Source organism: Gordonia sp. NPDC003504 (assembly GCF_053587995.1).
Genome location: NZ_JBSFPC010000026.1, coordinates 1 through 21,116, shown reverse-complemented (window position 1 = coordinate 21,116; position 21,116 = coordinate 1). Strand labels below are relative to the sequence as shown.

Annotated in this window: 15 protein-coding genes and 1 riboswitch; of the genes, 5 read left to right on the top strand and 10 right to left on the bottom strand. The window is 67.0% G+C overall.

Going from position 1 to position 21,116, the window contains the following annotated elements; genetic code table 11:
- Positions 1-105: 105 nt before the first annotated feature.
- The 3 genes from ACWDPV_RS23940 to ACWDPV_RS23930 are packed head-to-tail and all read right to left on the bottom strand — an operon-like array spanning position 106 to position 1,907.
- Complete coding sequence (locus ACWDPV_RS23940; RefSeq protein WP_348808530.1) at positions 106-756, bottom strand: (2Fe-2S)-binding protein; 651 nt, start codon at positions 754-756, stop codon at positions 106-108.
- Entirely contained in the window at positions 753-1,670 is a 918-nt protein-coding gene (locus ACWDPV_RS23935) for a CbtA family protein (RefSeq protein WP_348802571.1), read from the bottom strand. Before ACWDPV_RS23935 ends, ACWDPV_RS23940 begins: the two co-directional genes overlap by 4 nt.
- Positions 1,671-1,682: 12 nt before the next feature.
- The gene (locus tag ACWDPV_RS23930; protein ID WP_348802570.1) at positions 1,683-1,907 is read right to left on the bottom strand and encodes a CbtB-domain containing protein; all 225 of its coding nucleotides are present in this window, start codon (positions 1,905-1,907) and stop codon (positions 1,683-1,685) included.
- Positions 1,908-1,940: 33 nt separating this feature from the next.
- A riboswitch (cobalamin riboswitch) is annotated at positions 1,941-2,072 on the bottom strand.
- Positions 2,073-2,272: 200 nt separating this feature from the next.
- Between ACWDPV_RS23930 and ACWDPV_RS23925 the strand changes: the two genes are divergently transcribed.
- Positions 2,273-3,496, top strand: a complete 1,224-nt coding sequence (locus ACWDPV_RS23925; protein WP_449744975.1) for an acyl-CoA dehydrogenase family protein — start codon at positions 2,273-2,275, stop codon at positions 3,494-3,496.
- A gap of 182 nt (positions 3,497-3,678) precedes the next feature.
- Here ACWDPV_RS23925 and ACWDPV_RS23920 read toward each other — a convergent pair whose 3' ends face one another.
- The 6 genes from ACWDPV_RS23920 to ACWDPV_RS23895 all read right to left on the bottom strand — a co-directional run bounded on the left by ACWDPV_RS23920 (position 3,679) and on the right by ACWDPV_RS23895 (position 13,282).
- Positions 3,679-4,965, bottom strand: coding sequence for an Nramp family divalent metal transporter (locus tag ACWDPV_RS23920; RefSeq protein WP_449744974.1), 1,287 nt, complete (start codon positions 4,963-4,965; stop codon positions 3,679-3,681).
- Positions 4,966-5,062: 97 nt separating this feature from the next.
- Positions 5,063-7,819, bottom strand: a complete 2,757-nt coding sequence (locus tag ACWDPV_RS23915) for a molybdopterin-dependent oxidoreductase (RefSeq protein ID WP_449744973.1) — start codon at positions 7,817-7,819, stop codon at positions 5,063-5,065.
- Between the two features lie 5 nt (positions 7,820-7,824).
- A complete protein-coding gene (locus ACWDPV_RS23910) occupies positions 7,825-8,658 on the bottom strand; it encodes an FAD binding domain-containing protein (RefSeq protein ID WP_449744972.1) in 834 nt (277 codons plus the stop codon).
- 12 nt (positions 8,659-8,670) lie between these two features.
- Positions 8,671-10,032 (bottom strand): 8-oxoguanine deaminase, encoded by a 1,362-nt coding sequence (locus ACWDPV_RS23905; protein WP_449744971.1) that lies wholly within the window; start codon positions 10,030-10,032, stop codon positions 8,671-8,673.
- 79 nt (positions 10,033-10,111) lie between these two features.
- The gene (locus ACWDPV_RS23900; RefSeq protein WP_449744970.1) at positions 10,112-11,473 is read right to left on the bottom strand and encodes an MFS transporter; all 1,362 of its coding nucleotides are present in this window, start codon (positions 11,471-11,473) and stop codon (positions 10,112-10,114) included.
- 366 nt (positions 11,474-11,839) lie between these two features.
- Positions 11,840-13,282: a short-chain fatty acyl-CoA regulator family protein gene (locus ACWDPV_RS23895; RefSeq protein WP_449744969.1), complete on the bottom strand. Its 1,443-nt coding sequence runs from the start codon at positions 13,280-13,282 to the stop codon at positions 11,840-11,842.
- Positions 13,283-13,401: 119 nt separating this feature from the next.
- On the opposite strand from ACWDPV_RS23895, the gene prpD reads away from it, so the two are divergent.
- The 4 genes from prpD (at position 13,402) to ACWDPV_RS23875 (ending at position 20,613) form a co-directional block, all read left to right on the top strand.
- On the top strand, positions 13,402-14,913 hold the full coding sequence (gene prpD, locus ACWDPV_RS23890) for a 2-methylcitrate dehydratase PrpD (RefSeq protein WP_449744968.1): 1,512 nt from the start codon (positions 13,402-13,404) through the stop codon (positions 14,911-14,913).
- On the top strand, positions 14,913-15,914 hold the full coding sequence (prpB, locus tag ACWDPV_RS23885) for a methylisocitrate lyase (RefSeq protein WP_449744967.1): 1,002 nt from the start codon (positions 14,913-14,915) through the stop codon (positions 15,912-15,914). The genes prpD and prpB overlap by 1 nt, the downstream gene beginning before the upstream one ends.
- Positions 15,911-17,062, top strand: coding sequence for a bifunctional 2-methylcitrate synthase/citrate synthase (locus ACWDPV_RS23880; RefSeq protein ID WP_449744966.1), 1,152 nt, complete (start codon positions 15,911-15,913; stop codon positions 17,060-17,062). The genes prpB and ACWDPV_RS23880 overlap by 4 nt, the downstream gene beginning before the upstream one ends.
- Positions 17,063-17,223: 161 nt before the next feature.
- Positions 17,224-20,613, top strand: coding sequence for a pyruvate carboxylase (locus tag ACWDPV_RS23875; RefSeq protein WP_449744965.1), 3,390 nt, complete (start codon positions 17,224-17,226; stop codon positions 20,611-20,613).
- A gap of 2 nt (positions 20,614-20,615) precedes the next feature.
- Here the strand turns inward: ACWDPV_RS23875 and ACWDPV_RS23870 are convergent.
- On the bottom strand, positions 20,616-21,116 hold a 501-nt coding region (locus tag ACWDPV_RS23870), incomplete at its 5' end, for a nucleoside/nucleotide kinase family protein (protein WP_449744964.1).

The following is a 21,116-nucleotide window of genomic DNA, read 5'->3' as shown; positions in this document are numbered from 1 at the left end:
GTCGACGCCACCCGCCTGCCGGGCTCCTTGCACGCCGCCGAACATGCGGCCATCCCGGCACCAGCGATGGTGCCGGGCGGCGTCGTTGTACCGGGGACTCGCCGGTCAGGTCAGCACGCAATCGCCGCAGACGGATCGGCGGTCACCGCTGACCTGATAGATCAGGCAACAACTGCGTCGGCGAAATGTCGGACCGGAGCGCAACGCACCGCCCTCGACCCGGCCGTCGGCGAGGTGTCGGTCGGCGGCATCCCGAGCGGCTTCCTGCAGGTCGGGCCGGGCCGCGGCGATGAGCTGCGCGGCGCTGTTCGCCGCGGAGGCGACATTGCCCCACAGGGTTCGGGCACTGACCCCGAAGGTGTCACCGACGAGGTGGGTCAGCGCCTCGACGACCGAGTCGCCGCTGTCGGTGCCCGGTTCCGCCGCGGTCACCGAGAGCGGGTAGGGACCACCCAGTTCGTCCTGCCACCAGATGTCGTCCGGGCGCAACGAGATCGGTGGATCACCCAGGGCCTCGACGGCGATGGCGGGGGCGATGATGCGCGCGACGAGACCCAGATGTGTCACCGATGCGGCGACCCTTTCCTCGACCGGGCCGCCGGCAGCGAGCGCGCCGCGGACGCGCGCGACGCGATCGGTGAGGATGCCGGGGTCGGCGAGCAGGTCCGACATCGGCGTCCACGGAGTGATGGCATGGTCGGACGCGGCGTGCCGCGCAACGCCGAAGAAGGGGCCGAGTTCGTCCAGGTGGGTCACCGTGTGACGAGCGTATCGCGCCGGTCCTCACTCGGCCGCGCGTCATCCGACGGCATCATCCGGTTCATCAACGCGCCGAACACCATTCCGATCACCAGCCAGATCAACGCCTGATTGAGCAGTGAGTACCAGCGGAACTTCCACAACACGTCCGCGTCGAAGCCGGGGTAGGCGATCTGGCCGGGCGCGTAGGTCTTCCCGTCGATGGTGAGTGGCTTGTCGAGGATGTTGGTGATCGGCTGCGGCGTTTCCGTGGACGCCCGCGCGAAGCCGAATTCGCCGGCGTGGTCGACGTTCGCCTGCAGGTCGCCGAGCGAGGGCATCGCGGCCAGTGCGATACCGAACAGGACCAGGAAGCCGGCGCCCGCGACCAACACGGCTCGGTAGGTGCCGATCCGGGAGTGCAACATGTGCGCGACGTACACCGCGAGTCCGAGGAGGATCAACGAGATCGTCACCATCGCCAGGTACAACTGTCCGCGGGTCGCGATGGTGAAGTCGTGTCCGATGGCCGGCGGGTTGGCCGGGTACTTGACGAACGGGAGCAGGTAGATGCCGAGGAATCCGAAGCCGGCGATCAGCCAGGAAAGGTACTGCGCGCGGAGACCCGTTCGTCCCATCAGGACCAGGTAGGCGACCGCGATCAGGGCGCCCATCGCGACGGAGAAGCCGATGATCCCGGTGGCGATGCCCACCGTCGACTGGATGGATCGACTGAAGATCTCCGAGCCCTCGGCCTCGGTGGCCCGGCCCGCCGCCTGGTTGAGGGCATCGAGGACCTCGTCTCGCCCCGACTCGTAGTCGATCGCCGTGTTGATGACGGGTTCGGCAAAGATGCGGGCGAAGACGAAGCCCAGAATGCCGGCGATCAGACCGGCCAGGGCTCCGCGCCCGATGACGCGGAGTTCCAACATCGTTCAGCCGGCTCAGTGGCAGGGGAAGCCGAGGAAGTGGCGGGCGTCGTGCACCCACTCGTGGACGACCATCGTCTTGCCGAACACGGAGGTCATCCCCTCGTCGATGCCGATGAAGTAGTAGGCCAGCAAGGCCAGCAGGACGGTGATGCCGAGGATCAGGGCGACACGCCCGGCGGACAGCGCCTCGGGTGAGACCTGGACGCCGGCGCTCGGCTGTGCGACGTGTGAAGTCATCGGAACCTCCTGGGGTGATGCGCCCCGTCGATGGTGTGCAACTCGGTGACGGCGACGTGTCTGACTTGCCGGTGACGTATCGCGTGGGCGATACGTCGGGCTCACAGTGGCGCCACCGTCCCGGATTCTCACCGGGTTCCGTGCGCCGTCGCAGATGAGCACATCACCCGGAAGAGTGCAGGTCAAGACGGGTGTCCGGGATGTCTCGATAGTCCCGTGCGGAGGTGGCCGCATTGTCCGGATCGGCGCATCCCTCAGCAAAGAGATGAAATCTCCGATCTGTTCCTTGACGGTGACAGTGGCGGCTGACACAGTTGGGAGCTGAAACGTGTTCCACTGGTGCTCCCTACTTGTGAGGTGTGTCGATGTTCGAATGGTCAGAGGAAGATCTGATGGTGCGCGACGCCTTGCGCGCGTTCATCGACAAGGAGATCCGTCCGCACATCGACGAGCTCGAGACGGGGGTGCTGCCGCCCTATGACATCACTCGAAAGTTGTTGTCCACCTTCGGTGTCGACGCGACGGCCAAGGATGCGCTGGAAAAGGAGCTGGCCGCCGAGGCCGCCGGGGAGAAGCCGTCCGGCGGTGGCGGCGGAGGTGCCATGGCCGGCTCGATGTTCATGATCGTCAACATCGAACTGGCCGGTGTCTGCCTCGGGCTCGTCGGTTCCATGGGCGTCAGCATGGGGCTGACGGCCTCGACCATCCGCGGCAAGGGCACCCTCGCACAGAAGAAGCGCTGGCTGCCCGAATTGGTGACGATGGAGAAGGTGGGTGCGTGGGCGATCACCGAACCCGACTCGGGCTCGGATGCCCTCGGCGGCATGAAGACCACGGTGCGTCGCGACGGGGACGAGTACGTGCTCAACGGGCAGAAGACCTTCATCACCAACGGTCCCTACGCCGACACGATCGTCGTCTTCGCCAAACTCGACGACGGCTCGGACACCCCGATGCGGGAGCGCAAGGTGCTCTCCTTCGTCCTCGACAAGGGTATGGAGGGGCTGACCCAGGGCAAACCGTTCAAGAAGATGGGCATGGTGAGCTCGCCGACCGGTGAGTTGTTCTTCGACAATGTGCGCCTCGGTCGTGACCGGCTGCTCGGCGAGACCGAGGACACCGGCTCGGATTCGCGTGGCGCAGAAGGGGCAAAGGCCGGTTTCACCGCCGAGCGCATCGGCATCGCGGCGTTGGCGATGGGCATCATCAACGAATGTCTACGCGTGAGCATCGATTACGCGAAGACCCGCACGCTGTGGGGTCAGGAGATCGGGAGATTCCAGCTCATCCAGCTCAAGCTCGCCGAGATGGAGGTGGCCCGGATCAACGTGCAGAACATGCTCTTCAGTGCGATCGAGCGCACCAAGGCGGGCAAGCCGCCGAGCCTGGCCGAGGCGTCGGCGATGAAGCTGTATTCGTCCAAGGCCGCCACCGATGTGGCGATGGAGGCCGTGCAGCTGTTCGGCGGCAACGGCTACATGGCCGAGTATCGCGTGGAACAGCTTGCGCGCGACGCCAAGTCGCTGATGATCTACGCGGGCAGCAACGAGATCCAGGTGACCCACGTGGCCAAGGGGTTGCTGGCCTAGACGCGCCGCCGATACCGGCCTCGACGCCGGGCGTCGTCGAGGCCGGTATCTGTTGGTCTCAACCCCGAACACCCGGTCGCGCAACCACTGCGGCAAGCACCAGATTCAGTGGTCGCGGTGGCCAATGGTCGCGGTGGTGAACGGTCGCGGGGGCCGTGCCGCCGGCGGTGGCCCCATTCCGCTCAGGTCCCGGTCAACACCAGCACGATGAGGGCGATGTTGAGGACGACGATCATCACCGACGACAGGGCCGCGACGATGCGCAGTGGCCACCCGTCGGCGAACTCACCCATCAGTGACCGGTCGGCGGTGAGTCGTCCGAGCGGGATGATCGCGAAGGGGATGCCGAAACTCAGGACCACCTGGCTCATCACCAGTGCCCAGGTGGGATCGACGCCGAGGGCGAGCACCGCCAGGGCGGGAACCAGGGTGGCCAGCCGCCGGATCACCAGCGGGATACGTCTGTGCAACAGGCCGGCCATGATGGCCGCACCCGCCGACGATCCGACCGAGGTGGCGGCCAGTCCGCTGGCCAGCAGCCCGATCGCGAAGATGGTCGCCATGTGCGGTCCCATCGAATCGGCCACCGCGTGGTAGGCGCCCTCGATGGTGTCGGTGCCCTCCTTGCCGCGCAGATTCTGGGCCGCGAGCAGCAGCAGGGAGATGTTCACCGCGCCGGCGATGATCAGGGCGGTCACCACATCCCATCGGGTGGCACGCACCAGCAGCCGCCGTCGGGCCGGGGTCTTGGCGACGCCGTGCCGGTCGATCACCAGTGACGAGTGCACGTAGATGGCGTGCGGCATCACCGTCGCGCCGAGCATCGAGGCGGCCAGCAGCACGGTTTCGGGACCCTGCAGGCGGGGAACGAGACCGCCGACGACGTCGGACACCGGCGGCGGGTTCACCACGAGACCAGCCAGGAAGCCGACCACGATGATGGCCAGCATCGACAGGATGACGGTCTCGAAGACCCGTTGCTGGCGCGGGTTCTGCAGCAACAACACCACCGTGGAGACGACGCCGACGATGATGCCGCCGATCAGGAGGGGCAGATCGAAGAGCAACTGCAGGGCGATCGCGCCGCCGAGGACCTCGGCGAGGTCGGTGGCGATGGCGACGATCTCCGCCTGGGCCCAGTAGGCGAGGCGTCGGCGTTTACCGAGCCGTTCACCGAGCAGTCCGGGGAGGCTTTTGCCGGTGACGATGCCGAGCTTGGCCGACTGGTACTGGATGAGCATGGCGATGACGTTGGCGATCACCAGCACCCAGACGAGCAGGAATCCATAGCGGGCGCCCGCGGTGATGTTGGCGGCGACGTTGCCGGGGTCCACGTAGGCGACGGCGGCGACGAAGGCCGGGCCGAAGAGTGCGATCTGACGGAGCGACCGGTATCGACGCAGCCGGATCCGTCGTCGGGCCGCCGCGGTATCCGGTGCCTCGGAGGTGCGCGTGTCCACCTGATTCACCCGCTCAATCTGACACAGCCGCGGCTGATCATCAAATAAGGCGAAACCAAAAGTTCGGTGAGCCGAAAAACCGTGGCGGGTGTGTGAGCCGGATTCGTCACCGCAGGAGCCGCCAGATCCGATCCCGCGACATCGGTGTCTCGTGTGGTCGCACACCGATGGCCCGTCGGATCGCATTGGCCAGCGCCGGCGCCACCGGGTTGTACGGCGATTCGCTCATCGACTTGGCGCCGAACGGGCCGAGGTCGTCGGAGGTGTCGGCGAAGAACACCTCGGTATCGGGGATGTCGGCCATCTGCGGCACGCGGTAGGTACGCAATACCGGCGTCAGTACCGCGCCCTTGCCGTCGAGCATGATCTCCTCGTACAGGCTCGAGCCGATCGCCTGCGCGACGCCACCCTCCACCTGTCCGAGGCACTGTTCGGGGTTCATCACGGTGCCCGCGTCGGCGGCGTGGACGGACTGCATGATGACCACCGATCCGGTGTCGGTGTCGACGGCCACGCGGAATGCCTGCACGTTGAAGGCGATGGATCGCAGTTCGCCGTGTTCGGCGCCGGTCGCCACGGCGCGAGGCCCGCCAGGGCGTTCGATGCGGTGATCGGCGTCGACGGCGCCGATGAGTTCGGTGAAGGTGACCATCCGCTCCCCGACGAGCGCGCCGTCGGCGGTCAGCCGGACCTCGTCGGGTGTGACCGAGCACAACGCGGACGCGGTGCGCAGCAACACTTCTCGGAGTTCCAGCGCGGCGCCGTACACCGCCTTGCCCGCGACGGTGGTCCCCGCGGAGGCGAAGGCCCCGGTGTCGTAGCCGGCGGCATCGGTGTCGCCGTGATGGAGGTCGACGCGATCCACCGTCGTCGACATTGTCGTCGCGGTGATCTGGGCGTGCACGGTGGTGGTGCCGTTGCCGAACTCCGCCGTGCCGACCCCGACGTGATAGGTCCCGCCGGCGTCGACGGCGACGGTGACATCGGAGTGATGTCCGCGTGGGGCCATCGTCGCGATCGCCGCGAGGGCCATGCCCTCGCCGATCCGCCACGACTCTCCGGCCGGTGCGGTGACTCCGTTGCCCTTCGTCAACGCCGCTTGGGCGAGATCGAGGCACTGGTCGAGTCCGTAGCTGCCGTAGACCAGATCCTTCTCGGGTTCCGGGTGTGCGATCAACAGCGGATCACCTTGTGCCACAGCGTTGATCCGGCGCAGCTCGAACGGGTCGACACCGAGCCGCAGCGCGAGCTCGTCCATCGCACTCTCGATCGCGAAGATGACCTGCCCGAGGCCATAGCCACGGAAGGCCCCCGACGGCGGGTTGTTGGTGTAGACGACTTCGGCATCCACCCGTTTGACCGGGCAGGTGTACACCGAGACCGATTCGGCGCAGGCGTGGAACATCACCCCGATCGCGTGGTTGCCGTAGGCGCCGGTGTCGGAGAGCACGTCGACCTTCATGGCGGTCAGCCGCCCGGCGTCATCGGCGCCGAGATCCACAGACACCTCGAAGGGATGACGGTAGGTGGTGCGGGTCATCTCGTCGGTGCGGGTCATCTCGTAGCCGACCGGACGGCCGGTCCGCAGCACCGCGATCGCGACGAGATCCTCGGTGAGCAACTCCTGTTTCCCGCCGAATCCGCCGCCGACACGGGCGGCGACGACGCGGATCCGTTCCGGTGGGAGATCGAGGAGCAGGGCGAGTTCGTCACGCACCAGGAAGGGGACCTGGGTACTGGTCCGCAGGACGAGGCGGCCGTCGTCGTCGAGCCATCCGATGCTGCCGTGCGTCTCGAGCTGGGCGTGGCTCACTCGTGACGTCCGCCAGGTTCCGCCGACGGTGACCGGCGAACTGTGCAGTGCGGCATCCACATCACCGCCGAAACCGTCATGGAATGTGGCGATCACGTTGCGGTCGGCGTGCGCCACCCGGTCCGCCGGGGTGCGGTCCGGGTGGATGAGCGGGGCACCCGGCCGGCGGGCGTCGGACGGATCGAACACCGCGGGCAGGGGTTCGTAGGTCACGGTGATCCGGCGGCATGCCTCCTCGGCGGCCGTCGCGGTGTCGGCGACGACGGCCGCCACCCGTTGGCCGACGAACCGGACAACGGGATCGAGGACCAGGGTGTCGTCCGGATCGTCCTCGCGAAGGTCGTGCCGGGCAGTGGAAAACCGTCGGGTGGAGACGTTCTCGTGGGTGAGGATCAGATTCACGCCGTCGACGGCGGCCGCGTCGGTAACCTCGATCGAGGTGATCCGGGCATGCGCGTGCGGTGAGGTGAGCACCCGCAGGTACTGCATCCCCGGCACCTCGACGTCGAAGGTGTACGGTTCGGTGCCGGTGACGACGCGTTCGGCGGCAAGGGGATTCACCGAGGAGCCGACACCGGTGCCGGCCGGGCGGGCGGCCACCGAACTGGGGGCGTGCTCGCCGGTCACGCCTTCGTGAATCGCCGAACGAATCGCCCGATAACCCGTGCAGCGGCACAGGTTTCCCTTCATCCGCCGCGGGAGATCGTCGAGATCATCGGCTTTCAGCGTCGAGGCGGTGACGATCATTCCGGCAGTGCAGAATCCGCACTGGAAACCGAAGTTGTCGACGAAGGCTTCCTGCATCGGATGCAGGTCGCCCGGCTTGCCGAGTCCGGACACGGTCGTCACCGACGCGCCCTCGATGCGCTGGGCGGGATAGATACACGAATGCACCGGCGTCCCGTCGACCAGCACCGAGCAGGCCCCGCAGTCGCCGGCGTCGCAGCCCTTCTTCACCTCGAAGTGGGCGGCGTCGCGCAGGAACGTCCGGAGGCATTGGCCGGGTCGTGGTGTGGCGTCGGCAGATTCACCGTTGATCTCGAAGTGCATGGATCTCACCGTCCGCCGGTCGTGGGCTGCGTGCGGTCGCTCAGTTCGGCCCGGATCTGCTCGGCGAGCGTCCCGCTCACCCCGCGGCGCCAATCCGCAGAGCCGAGCGGATCGGTGTAATAGCCATCGGCGGAGTCGATGTCGGCGCGCAGAGTGGCCGCATCGGGAAGTATGGGATAGCGCAGCACCGTCGGCCACCCCGTCGCGGCGGTGATACCGAACACCGCGGTTCCGTCGTCATCGAGGCGCCCGGTGACCACGGCCGCGGAGCGACCCAGTTCGGCCAGGGCGATCTTGCGGAATCCGGTGAACCCGCGCAGCGCATGGCCGGGGATATCGATGGCACGCAATACTTCTCCCGACTCGAGTGTGTTGGTGCCGTTGCCGGTGACGAGGGTGGCGACCGGCACGGCACGCTCGGTGCCGTCTGGTTTCCAGATCAGTGCCACACCGTCGAGTGCGACGGCCAGCGACACCATCGACGCGGCGGCGAACGACCGGCAGATGTTGCCGCCGACGGTGGCAACGTTCCAGATCTTGAACGACGCCAACAAGGCGTTCGCGCACTGGGAGAAGAGCGGATGCGCATGCCACCCGGGCCGTGGCTCCAGGTGGGTGAGTGTGGCGATGGGGCAGGTCGCCGCGATCCGCAGACCGCCGTCGGGAAGATCTTCGACCTCGGGCCAGCCGATGCGGCTGATGTCGACGACACCGGAGGCGTCGATCTGCGGTTCGGAGAAGAACCAGGTGCCCCCGGCGACGATGCGTTCGCCCGGGGCGAGGATGAGATCGTCTCGGGTGCGTGCGTAGCGGTAGGCGCTGATGGTGTTGAGATCCATGCCGTGTGCGACCTATCCGGCCTTGTCGAGCAGTCGACGATGTTCGGTGGCGCAGTCCTTCGCGATGGTGTCCACGTCGGCGGTCGTGAGTTCACCGTCGGCGACGATGCGTCGGCCCTGGATCCAGGTGCCCACGATCGGCGGGATCGCACCGAGAACCAGGGCGGCGACCGGGTCGTCGATATCGGCGTGGCCGAGTCCGGACAGATCCCACAGCACCAGGTCGGCGAGCTTGCCGACCTCGATCGACCCGATCTCGTTGTCACGCCCCAGGACTCGGGCACCGCCGATGGTGGCCAGGTCGATGGCGGTGCGGGTGGTCAGCGCCGTCGGACCGCCCCTGGCGCGGGCCATCAGGACCGACTGGTGGGCTTCTTCGAGCAGGCGCGCCGACTCGTTGGAGGCGGCGCCGTCGACGCCGAGGCCCACGGGTACGCCGGCGTCGACGAGATCGCGGGTGCGGCAGATCCGGTTGCCCAGACGCGCATTCGAGGTGGGGCAGTGCGCAACGCCGGTCGACGTGGCGGCGAGGCGACCGATTTCCGCGTCGTCGAATTCGATGCCGTGGGCGAACCACACGTCGTCGCCCACCCAGCCGACGGATTCCATGTACTGCAGCGGGGTGGAACCGAAGTGCTCGTCGCAGTAGGTGTTCTCGTCGAGGGATTCGGCGAGGTGGGTGTGCATCCGGACGCCGAGTTCGCGTGCCAGGGAAGCCGATTCGCGCAGCAGATCGGTGGTCACCGAGAACGGGGAGCACGGGGCGAGCGCGATCCGCAGCATCGAGTCGGGGGCCGGGTCGTGCCAGCGGCTCACGGCATCGGTGCTCGCCGTAAGGATCTCGTCGATGGTCTGCACGACGGTGTCCGGGGGCAGGCCGCCGTCCTTCTCCGACAGGTCCATCGAGCCGCGGGTCGGATGGAAACGGATGCCGAGGGTCTCGGCGGCGGCGATCTCCGCGCCGAGCAGATCGCCACCCTCGCGCGGAAAGACGTAGTGATGGTCGGTGGTGGTGGTGCATCCGGATAGGGCGAGTTGGGCGAGTCCGCCGAGCGCGGCGACGTTCACGGCCTTCTCATCGATCCCCGCCCAGATGGGATAGAGCGTGGTGAGCCACTGGAACAACGTGTGATCGGCGGCCAGTCCCCGCGTGATCCACTGATAGAGGTGATGGTGGGTGTTGACCAGACCCGGTGTGAGCACGCAGCCGCGGCCGTCGATGCGGACCACATCGTCGTCGACGTCGGTGATCGGCCCGGTGGACACGGCCGTGATCGTGGTGGAGTCGATGAGGACCGACGCGCCGGACAACTCGCGCCGTTCGGGGTCGACGGTGATCACGTGCGTGTTCTCGATGAGGGTCTGCGGGGACACGGGCTCACGCTACGACCATCGCGTTACGGTCAGATTGCGCCACGCGCGAGCGTGCTCGCTGACTCCGCGGGTGTGTGAGCTAGACGCGTTCCTCGTCGAGGCGGCGTCCCTGCGGGATGGCCAGTGCCAGACCCGCGGCCACCGCGCAGGCGCACAGCGAGATGATCGACGCCGCCAGGTACCCGGAGGTGTCGGGGACCGACGCGACCGTCCCGTCGGGGCCGTCCACCGTGACGATCGACCAGGTGAGGATCATGCCGACCACGGCCGCCGACGTGGAGGTGCCGACGACGCGCATCAGTGCGTTGACGCCGTTGGCCTCGCCGGTCTGGGTGATCGGCACGGCCCGCATGATCAGGGCGGGCATCGCGGCGTAGGCGATCCCGAGGCCGGCGCCGATCAGACAGGCGATCATCAGCATCAGCCACCAGGTGATATCCCAGCCGGCGGCCAGGACGACGATGAACACGACATAACCCACCCCGATGACCGTCGCGCCGAGCGACAGTGAGATCCGCGGACCGACGTGCGCGGTCAGCCAGGCGCTGACATGGGAGAACACGAACATCAGGATCCCGCTCGGCGCGAGGATCAACGACGCGGTGACCATCTGGTAGCCGAGTCCCAAGGGTCCGGTGGTCGGTGCCATCAGCACCTGAATGGGCATCAGCTGCATCGAATAGAAGGCGAAGCCGGTGGCCACCGACGCGATGTTGGTGAGCAGTACCGGGCGTTCGACAGCGATCCGCGTGTCGATGAGTGCGTTGGGCAAGCGCCGCCCCCAACGCCACCACAGCGAGCCGATCACCACGAATGCCACGAGGGCGCCGATCGTCAGCGGCGAACCCCAACCCCATGACGCGCCCTTGGACAGCGGCAGCAGCAGACACGTCAGCAGCACGGCGAGGCCGAGCGCTCCCAGGATGTCGAATCGTCCGCCACTATGGCCACGGTCGGCGGGGATGGTCGCCACCATGCCCAGAGCACTGAGTCCGGCGGCGACGGCGCACATCCAGAACAGGGCATGCCATCCCACATGCTGGGCGAGCAGGGCGGCGACCGGGAGGCCGAGGGCTCCGCCGATTCCGAGGGAGGCGCTCATTGTGCCCACCGACGAGCCGAGCCGCAGCGGCGGGACGATGTCGCGCATCACGCTGATCCCGAGCGCGATCGTTCCGAAGCCGAGGCCCTGCATCCCGCGTCCGATGAGGAACGGGAGCAGCGACGGCGACAGCGCGCACACGACCGAACCCGCGGCCACGCAGGCCATCGACGCCAGCAGCATGCGCCGTTTGCCGTACATGTCACCGAGGCGACCACCGATCGGCGTGATGACCGCGCCCGCGAGCAGTGTGATGGTCAGCGCCCATGTCGTGTCACCGGGTTCGGCGTGCAGGAGAGTGGGCAGCGCCGGAATCAGCGGCACGATGATCGTCTGCATCAGGGCGACGACGATGCCTGCGGTGCAGAGAACGGTGACGGCCGCGCGCGGGTGAATCTGCGGGAGGTGGTTGTCGTGATGGCCATCGGTGGGGTTTACCGCACCGCTCGTACCCCCCGGCCCGCTCGAACACATAGTGCGATCTGTCGCTGACACCGGCATCAACCTCCGTGGGACACGCTATCTCACGTCGTCGAACGAACGATCGGTCAGGGCGAAAAGTGGGGGAGGAATGCCGACGTAGGGAACGAGTGGTTCGTCCCCGGGTTCATGATCGTCGGTGGGGAAGTGTCGGGGGATGAATCGACCGGTGGGGGAGGAATTCTCAGGCGCCCCACCCATCCCCTGTGGCAGGTGAGGGTTGGGTCACGCGGGACGATACGGAATCGAGTCGCTGCGAGTCGGATCGATGTGAATGCCCCGGCCGAGCTGGGGGAACGCGCGTTGAGTGCACGCCGGACGCTCGCACACCTTGCAGCCGGCCCCGATCGGTACGACGGTGCGCTCATCGGCGAGATCGACACCGGTCGAATAGACGAGCCGGTCGGCGTGGGCGAGGTCGCATCCGAGGCCCACGGCGAAACTGGTGTGTGGTGCGAGATGGCCGCGCTGTTCGGTGGTGGTGCGGGCGAGCCAGAAGTAGGACCGACCGTCTGGCATCTGGGACACCTGGGTGACGATTCGCCCGGGCGTGGCGAACGCATCGTGAACTCCCCACAGCGGGCAGCTGCCACCCACGCGTGAGAAGTGAAAAGCGTTGGCCGACTGCCGCTTCGAGATGTTTCCCGCCTTGTCGGTGCGCACGAAGATGAACGGCACACCTCGACTTCCGGGACGTTGCAGGGTCGACAACCGATGGCACACCGTCTCGAATCCGACCTCGAACGTCAGGCTGAGCAACTCGATGTCGTAGCGCGTGTTCTCCGCCGTGGCACGGAACCGCTCATACGGGAGCAGTAGAGCACCCGCGAAGTAGTTGGCCAGTCCGATGCGTGCGACGGGAAGTGTTGCAGCGCTGAGGTTCTGGGCCTGTGCAACCAGCACATCGATGGTGGCCTCCTGTTCCAGCAGTGCCAGCTGGGTGGCGAGCTGAAACGCGCGCTGTCCCGCGCTCAGACGACCGGCCAGGCCGATCACACCGTTGGCCGGATCGAACGTCCGTTTCGGAACTGCCACGGCCGCAACGGGATCGGGTTCATGGGTGATGGTCACACGGATGTCGTGGCGACGACGCAAGAGATCCGCCAGTTGCAGATCGAGCCCGCCGATGGAGAGTTTCTCGTCGGCGAAGAGTTGCTCTGCCGCCCGGTCGAGGACGTCGATGTGGTTCTTGCGGTCGTAGAAGAAGTCACGCACCTCCTCGAAGGGAGTCGAACCCGCCGCCGCGGCCGGGTCGGAGAGTTGCGCCCGGTAGGTTTCCAATTCGGCGGTCGCCGACGTGAGTTGCCGGTGGAGGGCGACGAGAGTCCGTCCCATGGCGGGCATGCGTCCGGCGAGTTCGGCGATCTCGGCGCGGCTCACCTCCCCGGACTCCGCATGGGCGGTCATGACGTCGGCGAGGTCGCCGATGAGTCGCGCATCGTTGTCACCGGCAAAGTAGTCGGCGTCGAGATCGAACTCCCGGGTCAGCGCGAGCAGGACCGGGACGGTGATCGGGCGCTGATCGTTCTCGAGCTGGTTGACATAGCTCGTCGACTTCTCGATCCGACGTGCGAGCGCGGCCTGCGACAGGCCCTGCTCATCGCGCAGCCGCCGCAGTCTCGGGCCCACGAACATCCGGCCCGCCGAACTCGACGACGTCTTCACCATGGCGCCCAGCATAGACGGCGAGCCGTCCACAAAGTTTGCAAGATTGTCTGGAAACTTCCGCAGAAATACGCATTTGCCAGGTCTTTCCACTGGTCGCCGATGCTGCGTACGGTGCGAATATGATCATTCACGACGTACGGACACACCGCAGCTCTGATGACTTCCCGCAGTCCGAGCACCTTGCCACCAAGATCGCCAAGGTGGCCATCGACCCCGTCGAGGTGCCCGCCGACACCGCGGAGATGATCATCAACCGCGTCATCGACAACGCCGCGGTCAGCGCGGCGTCGGTGATCCGCCGTCCGGTCACCTCCGCCCGGGCGCAGGCGCTCGCACACCCGCCGGCAGAAGGAAGGCCCGGTGCCGCGGTCTTCGGTGTCGAGGGCCGTTACTCGCCCGAGTGGGCGGCGTGGGCCAACGGGGTCGCCGTGCGCGAGCTCGATTTCCACGACACCTTCCTCGCTGCCGAGTACTCCCACCCCGGTGACAACATCCCCGCACTCGTCGCCGTGGCGCAGCAGGTCGGCGCCTCGGGTGCCGACCTGATCCGCGGTCTCGCCACCGCCTACGAGATCCAGATCGACCTGGTGCGCGGAATGTGCTTGCACGAGCACAAGATCGACCACGTCGCCCACCTGGGGCCGTCGGTCGCCGCCGGCCTCGGCACGATGCTGAAGCTCGACGAGGAGACCATCTACCAGGCCATCGGGCAGGCCCTGCACCTGACCACGGCCACCCGCCAGTCGCGGAAGGGTCTGATCTCGAGCTGGAAGGCCTACGCCCCGGCCCACGCCGGAAAGATCGCCATCGAGGCCGTCGACCGCGCCATGCGCGGCGAGGGTGCGCCCGCCCCGATCTGGGAGGGCGAGGACGGCGTCATCGCCTGGATGCTGGGTGGTCCGGAGAAGACCTACCAGATCCCGCTCCCCGGACCGGGTGAGGCCAAGCGCGCCATCCTCGACAGCTACACCAAGGAACACTCCGCCGAGTACCAGAGCCAGGCGCCGATCGACCTCGCTCGCCGCATGCGGGACCGCATCGCAAATCTCGACGACATCGAATCGATCGTGCTGCACACCAGCCACCACACCCACGTCGTCATCGGCACCGGTTCCGGGGATCCGCAGAAGTTCGATCCGAAGGCCAGCCGAGAGACGCTCGATCACTCCGTGCCCTACATCTTCGCGGTCGCACTCCAGGACGGCGTCTGGCATCACGAGGCCTCCTACGCACCCGAGCGGGCGAACCGTCCCGACACGATCGCACTGTGGAACAAGATCTCCACGGTCGAAGACCCGGAGTGGACCCGTCGGTACCACTCCACCGATCCGGCCGAGAAGGCATTCGGTGCCAAGGCCGTGATCACCCTGACCAACGGTGAGGTCATCACCGATGAACTCGCGGTCGCCGACGCCCATCCGCTCGGCGCTCGGCCGTTCGCGCGACCTCAGTACGAGGCGAAATTCGCGGCGATGGCCGAGGGGGTAGTCGATGCGGACGAGCAGCAGCGATTCCTGGTGGCTGCTGCCGGGCTCGGCGATCTCGGGCCGGGTGAGCTCGGCGCGCTCAATGTGACCGTGGCGCCGCTGGTGTTGGACAAGGCGCCGACGATCGGGACGGGGATCTTCTGATGGGCTCAGCATCAGGGGTTTCCGGACTCTTCTCGTCGGCCGTCTCCGACGCCGACAAGCGCCGCGCACTGCGCGCCGGGCTCGCCTCGGGAGAGCTCCTGCGCTGGCCGGGAGCCTTCTCCCCGCTGGTCGCCAAGCTGATCGCGGACATCGGATTCGAGGGCGTCTACGTCTCGGGTGCGGTGCTGTCGGCGGACCTCGGGCTGCCCGACATCGGCCTGACCACGCTGAGCGAGGTCACCGCCCGCGGATCGGTGATCGCGCACGCCACCGACCTGCCGACCCTCATCGATGCCGACACCGGTTTCGGGGAACCGATGAGCGCGGCGCGCACGATCGCCGCGCTCGAGGACGCCGGCCTGGCCGGATGTCACCTCGAGGATCAGGTCAACCCCAAACGGTGCGGACATCTCGACGGCAAGGATGTGGTGCCGACGGCCGAGATGCTCAAGCGTCTGCGTGCCGCGGTGTCCGCGCGTCGCGATGAGAACTTCGTCATCTGCGCGCGCACCGACGCGGCAGGCATCGAGGGCATCGAGTCGGCCATCGAACGGGCCAAGGCCTACGCCGACGCCGGCGCCGACCTGATTTTCACCGAAGCCCTGCGCGACATCGGTGAATTCGAGAAGTTCCGCGCAGCCGTCGATGTCCCGCTGCTGGCGAACATGACCGAGTTCGGCAAGTCCGAGCTCGTGACCGCCGACCAGCTACGCGACGTCGGCTACAACGCCGTCATCTACCCGGTGACGACGCTGCGCATCGCGATGGGTGCCGTCGAACGTGGACTGCGGGAGATCGACTCCGCCGGAACGCAATCAGGGCTTCTCGACGGGATGCAGCACCGCAGTCGACTCTACGAACTGCTGCGGTACGCCGATTACAACGATTTCGATTCCGACCTGTTCAACTTCAGCATCGGCGCCGGGAGCGGAGCGAGTGAGCCGCTTTCTGCGGCGGGCGGGCCGGCCACCACCACACACCCGAAAGGTGTACAGCAATGACCACCGCGACACCCGAGAGCACGGCGGCACAGTCCGAAGCCCCAAAGATCTACAAGGGCCTGGCCGGCGTCGTCGTCGACACCACCGCGATCTCCAAGGTGGTACCGGAGACCAACTCACTGACCTACCGTGGCTACGCCGTGCAGGACCTGGCGGCCCACTGCTCGTTCGAGCAGGTGGCCTACCTGCTGTGGCATGGGGAACTGCCGAACGATCGTGAGCTGGCGGCGTTCACTCAGGTCGAGCGTGCCAGTCGTCGTCTGGACCGTTCGACGCAGGCGGTCCTGGCGCGGATTCCAGAGAACTGCCACCCGATGGACGTGGTGCGCACCGCGATCAGCTTCCTCGGCACCGAGGATCCGGACGAGGACAATCCGAGTGCGTCGTCGAACTACGACAAGGCGCTGCGGATGTTCGCCGTCCTGCCGACGATCGTCGCCGCCGACATGCGGCGGCGACGCGGGCTGGAGCCGATCGCCCCGCATCACGGGCTCGGATACTCGGAGAACTTCCTGAATATGTGTTTCGGAGAGGTGCCCGACCCGGTGATTGTCCGGGCATTCGAGAAGTCGATGGTCCTCTACGCCGAACACAGCTTCAATGCATCGACGTTCGCCGCACGCGTCGTCACCTCGACGCAGTCCGACATCTACAGCGCGATCACCGCGGCGATCGGAGCGTTGAAGGGGTCGTTGCACGGTGGGGCGAACGAGGCGGTCATGTACGACATGATCGAGATCGATCGTCCCGAGCGGGCGAGGGAATGGATGGAGGCCAAGCTGTCTCGAAAAGAGAAAGTCATGGGCTTCGGACATCGCGTGTACAAGAATGGCGACTCGCGGGTGCCGACCATGAAGGAGGCGCTCGTCGACATATCGAACCACAAGAACGACACCCGATGGTTGGAGATCTACGGCGAACTCGAGGCGGTGATGACCGAACGGACCGGGATCAAACCCAATCTCGACTTCCCGACCGGGCCCGCGTACTACCTGATGGGATTCGACATCGGTTCGTTCACACCGATTTTCGTCATGAGCCGGATCACCGGATGGACGGCGCACATCATCGAACAGACGGCGGCCAATGCGCTCATCCGTCCGTTGAGTTCGTATGACGGCCCGGCGCAGCGGGTCCTGACCGCCTGATGTCCAGTCATCCGACAATTCGGGGATTCCGCGGCGGAATGCGTGGTATTCCCACCAGTCATCCCACGTCATAAGACAGCCGGTCCGATGTCAGATGCTCCCGGGTTACGCTCACCTGGGAGCATCTGACATTTCGGGGCCTGCAGGAACGGAAAGGCAACATGTTCGACAAGGTGTTGGTGGCCAACCGCGGCGAGATCGCGATCCGTGCGTTTCGCGCCGCCTATGAACTCGGCGCTCGCACGGTCGCGATCTTTCCGTATGAGGATCGCAACTCGCTGCATCGATTGAAGGCCGACGAGTCCTATCAGATCGGCGTGCCCGGACATCCGGTGCGCGCATATCTGTCCGTCGAGGAGGTCGTCGCCGCGGCCCAGCGATGCGGTGCGGACGCGGTCTACCCGGGCTACGGGTTCCTCTCGGAGAACCCCGGTCTGGCGCGTGCGTGCGCGGCGGCAGGGATCACCTTCGTGGGTCCGAGTGCCGACGTGCTCGACCTGACCGGCAACAAGGCCCAGGCCATCGCCGCGGCCAAGGCCGCCGGACTGCCGGTGCTGGCGTCGTCGGAGCCGTCCTCGGACGTCGAGAACTTGATCGCGGCGTCGCAGGACATGCAGTTCCCGGTGTTCGTCAAGGCCGTCGCCGGTGGCGGTGGGCGCGGGATGCGCCGTGTGGACGACCCGGCGCAACTGCGGGAATCGATCGAGGCCGCCTCGCGTGAGGCCGATGCCGCCTTCGGTGATGCGACGGTGTTTCTCGAGCAGGCGGTGATCAATCCGCGCCACATCGAGGTGCAGATCCTCGCCGACACCCACGGCAACGTGATTCACCTCTACGAGCGTGACTGCAGCCTGCAGCGCCGCCATCAGAAGGTGGTGGAGTTGGCGCCGGCGCCGAATCTCGATCCCGCGCTTCGGGATCGGATCTGCGCCGACGCGGTCGCCTTCGCCCGCCAGATCGGCTACTCCTGTGCCGGCACCGTCGAGTTCCTCGTCGATGAACAGGGCAGGCACGTCTTCATCGAGATGAATCCGCGGATTCAGGTGGAGCACACGGTGACCGAGGAGATCACCGATGTGGATCTGGTGGGGGCGCAGCTGCGGGTGGCCTCGGGGGAGTCGCTCGCCGACCTCGGGCTGACCCAGGAGACCATCGCCGTCCACGGCGCGGCGATGCAGTGCCGCATCACCACCGAGGACCCGGCCGCCGGATTCCGCCCCGACGTGGGCCGGATCACCGCGTATCGCACCCCCGGTGGCGCCGGTATCCGACTGGACGGCGGCGCCAACCTCGGCGGTGAGGTGAGTGGTCATTTCGACTCGATGCTGGTCAAACTGACTTGTCGGGGAAGGGATTTCGCGACCGCGGCACGTCGCGCCCGACGCGCCTTGGCGGAGTTCCGGATTCGCGGCGTCGCGACCAACATCCCGTTCCTGCAGGCGGTTCTGGATGATCCGGACTTCCGTGCCGGACGGGTCACCACCTCCTTCATCGACGAGCGGCCGTGGTTGCTGACCACCGGCGGATCCGCCGACCGCGGCACCCGCATCCTGGAGTATCTGGCGGATGTGACGGTCAACAAGCCGCACGGGGAGCGGCCGTCGACGGTGTATCCGCGCGACAAACTGCCCACCGTCGATAAGGCCGTGCTGGCCCATCCGCAGCCCGGATCCAAGCAGCGGCTGACCGAACTGGGCCCGGAGGGCTTTGCGCGCGCACTGCGTGAGCAGCCGGGAGTTGCGGTGACCGACACCACCTTCCGTGATGCGCATCAGTCGCTGCTCGCGACCCGGGTGCGTACCTCGGGGCTGATGGCGGTCGCGCCGTATGTGGCGGCGTTGACGCCGCAGTTGCTGTCGGTGGAGTGCTGGGGTGGGGCGACCTACGACGTGGCGCTACGGTTCCTCAAGGAGGACCCGTGGGACCGACTCGCACAGCTGCGTGAAGCCATGCCCAACATCTGTCTGCAGATGTTGCTGCGCGGCGCGAACACCGTCGGCTATACCCCGTATCCGACGAAGGTGACCACCGCCTTCGTGTCGGAGGCCACCGCGGTCGGTGTTGACATCTTCCGGATCTTCGACGCGCTCAACAACATCGAGCAGATGCGGCCGGCAATCGAGGCGGTCCGGGAGACCGGTACGGCGGTGGCCGAGGTGGCGATGAGCTACACCGGTGACCTGGCGAATCCGGCCGAGGATCTCTACACCCTCGACTATTACCTGCGTCTGGCGGAGCAGATCGTCGAGGCGGGTGCGCACGTGCTGGCCATCAAGGACATGGCCGGTCTGTTGCGTGCACCGGCCGCGACGAAACTGATCACGGCACTGCGTTCGGAATTCGACCTGCCGATCCATGTGCACACTCACGACACCCCCGGTGGTCAGTTGGCGACGTATCTGGCGGCGGTGCAGGCCGGTGCGGATGCGGTCGACGGTGCGTCGGCGGCGTTGGCCGGGACAACGAGTCAGCCGCCGCTGTCGGCGATCGTGGCGACGTTCGCACACACCGAACGCGACACCGGCCTGGATCTGGCTGCCGTGTGCGATCTCGAACCGTACTGGGAGGCGATCCGAAAGGTGTACGCGCCGTTCGAATCCGGCATCCCCGGACCGACCGGACGCGTGTACGCCCACGAAATCCCGGGTGGCCAGCTGTCGAATCTGCGCCAGCAGGCCATCGCGCTCGGCCTGGGCAACCGGTTCGAGGCCGTCGAGGACGCGTACGCCTCCGCCGACGCGATGCTCGGCCGGCTGGTCAAGGTGACACCGTCGTCGAAGGTCGTCGGTGACCTCGCCCTGTCGATGGTGGGCCAGGGCATCGACCCGCAGGACTTCGCCGACGATCCCGCCGGCCACGACATCCCGGATTCGGTGATCGGGTTCCTGCGTGGCGAACTCGGCGATCCGCCCGGCGGCTGGCCGGAACCGTTGCGCAGCAGGGCACTCGAGGGCCGGCCTCCGGCGCCCCAGGTGGTCGAGTTGTCGACGGAGGATTCGGCCGCACTCGACGAGCCGGGACGTGGACGGCAGGAGACGTTGAACCGCCTGCTGTTCCCCGGCCCGACCCGCGAGTTCACCGAACACACCGAGGCCTACGGCGACACGTCACGGTTGTCGGCGAATCAGTTCTTCTACGGTCTGCGCTACGGCGAGGAACATCGCGTCGAACTCGAACCGGGTGTGGAACTGCTGATCGGCCTCGAGGCCATCAGCGACGCCGACGAGAAGGGCATGCGCACCGTGATGTGCGTCCTCAACGGGCAGCTGCGGCCGGTCGCGGTCCGCGACCGCGCGGTGGATTCCGCCGTCGAGGCCGCCGAGAAGGCCGATCGGTCCAATCCCGGGTCGGTGGGCGCACCGTTCGCCGGTGTGGTGTCGGTGTCGGTGTCGGTGGGCGACGAGGTGAAGCCGGGTGCGGCGATCGGCACCATCGAGGCGATGAAGATGGAGGCCACCATCACCGCCCCGGTCGGCGGCAAGGTCACCCGCGTCGTCATCGGACCGGTCACCAGCGTCGCGCCCGGAGACCTGCTGATCGAGATCGGCTGAGGTCACTCGCCGGTGACCTCGGCGTCGCAGCGAGATCGGGTGGCGCGCACGAGTGCGGCGTTGACATCGTCGACCTCAGCGATCCAGGATCGCGCATCGGAGTCGGTCTTGCCGGCCGCGACGTGACGGGCAAGTAGTCGCGTGTGGCGCACAGCATCGGGGGCATCGACAAACCACAGGCGATCGAGAAGTGTTCGTACCGGCGACCATTCGCCATCAGCGGCGAGGTAATTGCCTTCGACGACCACGACGCGGGCAGTGCCGCCGATGATCAGCGAGGCGGCAATGGGCTCGGCGGTGGTGTGGTCGAAATCCGGTGCGTAGACATCATGTCCGGGCGTCCGGATGCGTCGGAGCAGGCTGAGGAATCCGTCGACGTCAAAGGTGTCGGGAGCGCCTCGTCGTGCGGCCCGGCCGAGACGGCGCAGCACAGGTGTGGCCAGATGGAAACCGTCCATCGGCAAGGCCCACCGCCTCGTCGCCGAGCTCGCAGCAACGCTCGG

Bases quoted from the DNA above. Each gene is read 5' to 3' on its own strand.
- ACWDPV_RS23935 (WP_348802571.1), bottom strand. From the start codon at position 1,670: ATGTTGGAACTCCGCGTCATCGGGCGCGGAGCCCTGGCCGGTCTGATC.
- ACWDPV_RS23930 (WP_348802570.1), bottom strand. From the start codon at position 1,907: ATGACTTCACACGTCGCACAGCCGAGCGCCGGCGTCCAGGTCTCACCC.
- ACWDPV_RS23925 (WP_449744975.1), top strand. From the start codon at position 2,273: ATGTTCGAATGGTCAGAGGAAGATCTGATGGTGCGCGACGCCTTGCGC.
- ACWDPV_RS23915 (WP_449744973.1), bottom strand. From the start codon at position 7,819: ATGCACTTCGAGATCAACGGTGAATCTGCCGACGCCACACCACGACCC.
- ACWDPV_RS23910 (WP_449744972.1), bottom strand. From the start codon at position 8,658: ATGGATCTCAACACCATCAGCGCCTACCGCTACGCACGCACCCGAGAC.
- ACWDPV_RS23900 (WP_449744970.1), bottom strand. From the start codon at position 11,473: ATGCAGACGATCATCGTGCCGCTGATTCCGGCGCTGCCCACTCTCCTG.
- ACWDPV_RS23895 (WP_449744969.1), bottom strand. From the start codon at position 13,282: ATGGTGAAGACGTCGTCGAGTTCGGCGGGCCGGATGTTCGTGGGCCCG.
- prpD (WP_449744968.1), top strand. From the start codon at position 13,402: ATGATCATTCACGACGTACGGACACACCGCAGCTCTGATGACTTCCCG.
- prpB (WP_449744967.1), top strand. From the start codon at position 14,913: ATGGGCTCAGCATCAGGGGTTTCCGGACTCTTCTCGTCGGCCGTCTCC.
- ACWDPV_RS23880 (WP_449744966.1), top strand. From the start codon at position 15,911: ATGACCACCGCGACACCCGAGAGCACGGCGGCACAGTCCGAAGCCCCA.
- ACWDPV_RS23875 (WP_449744965.1), top strand. From the start codon at position 17,224: ATGTTCGACAAGGTGTTGGTGGCCAACCGCGGCGAGATCGCGATCCGT.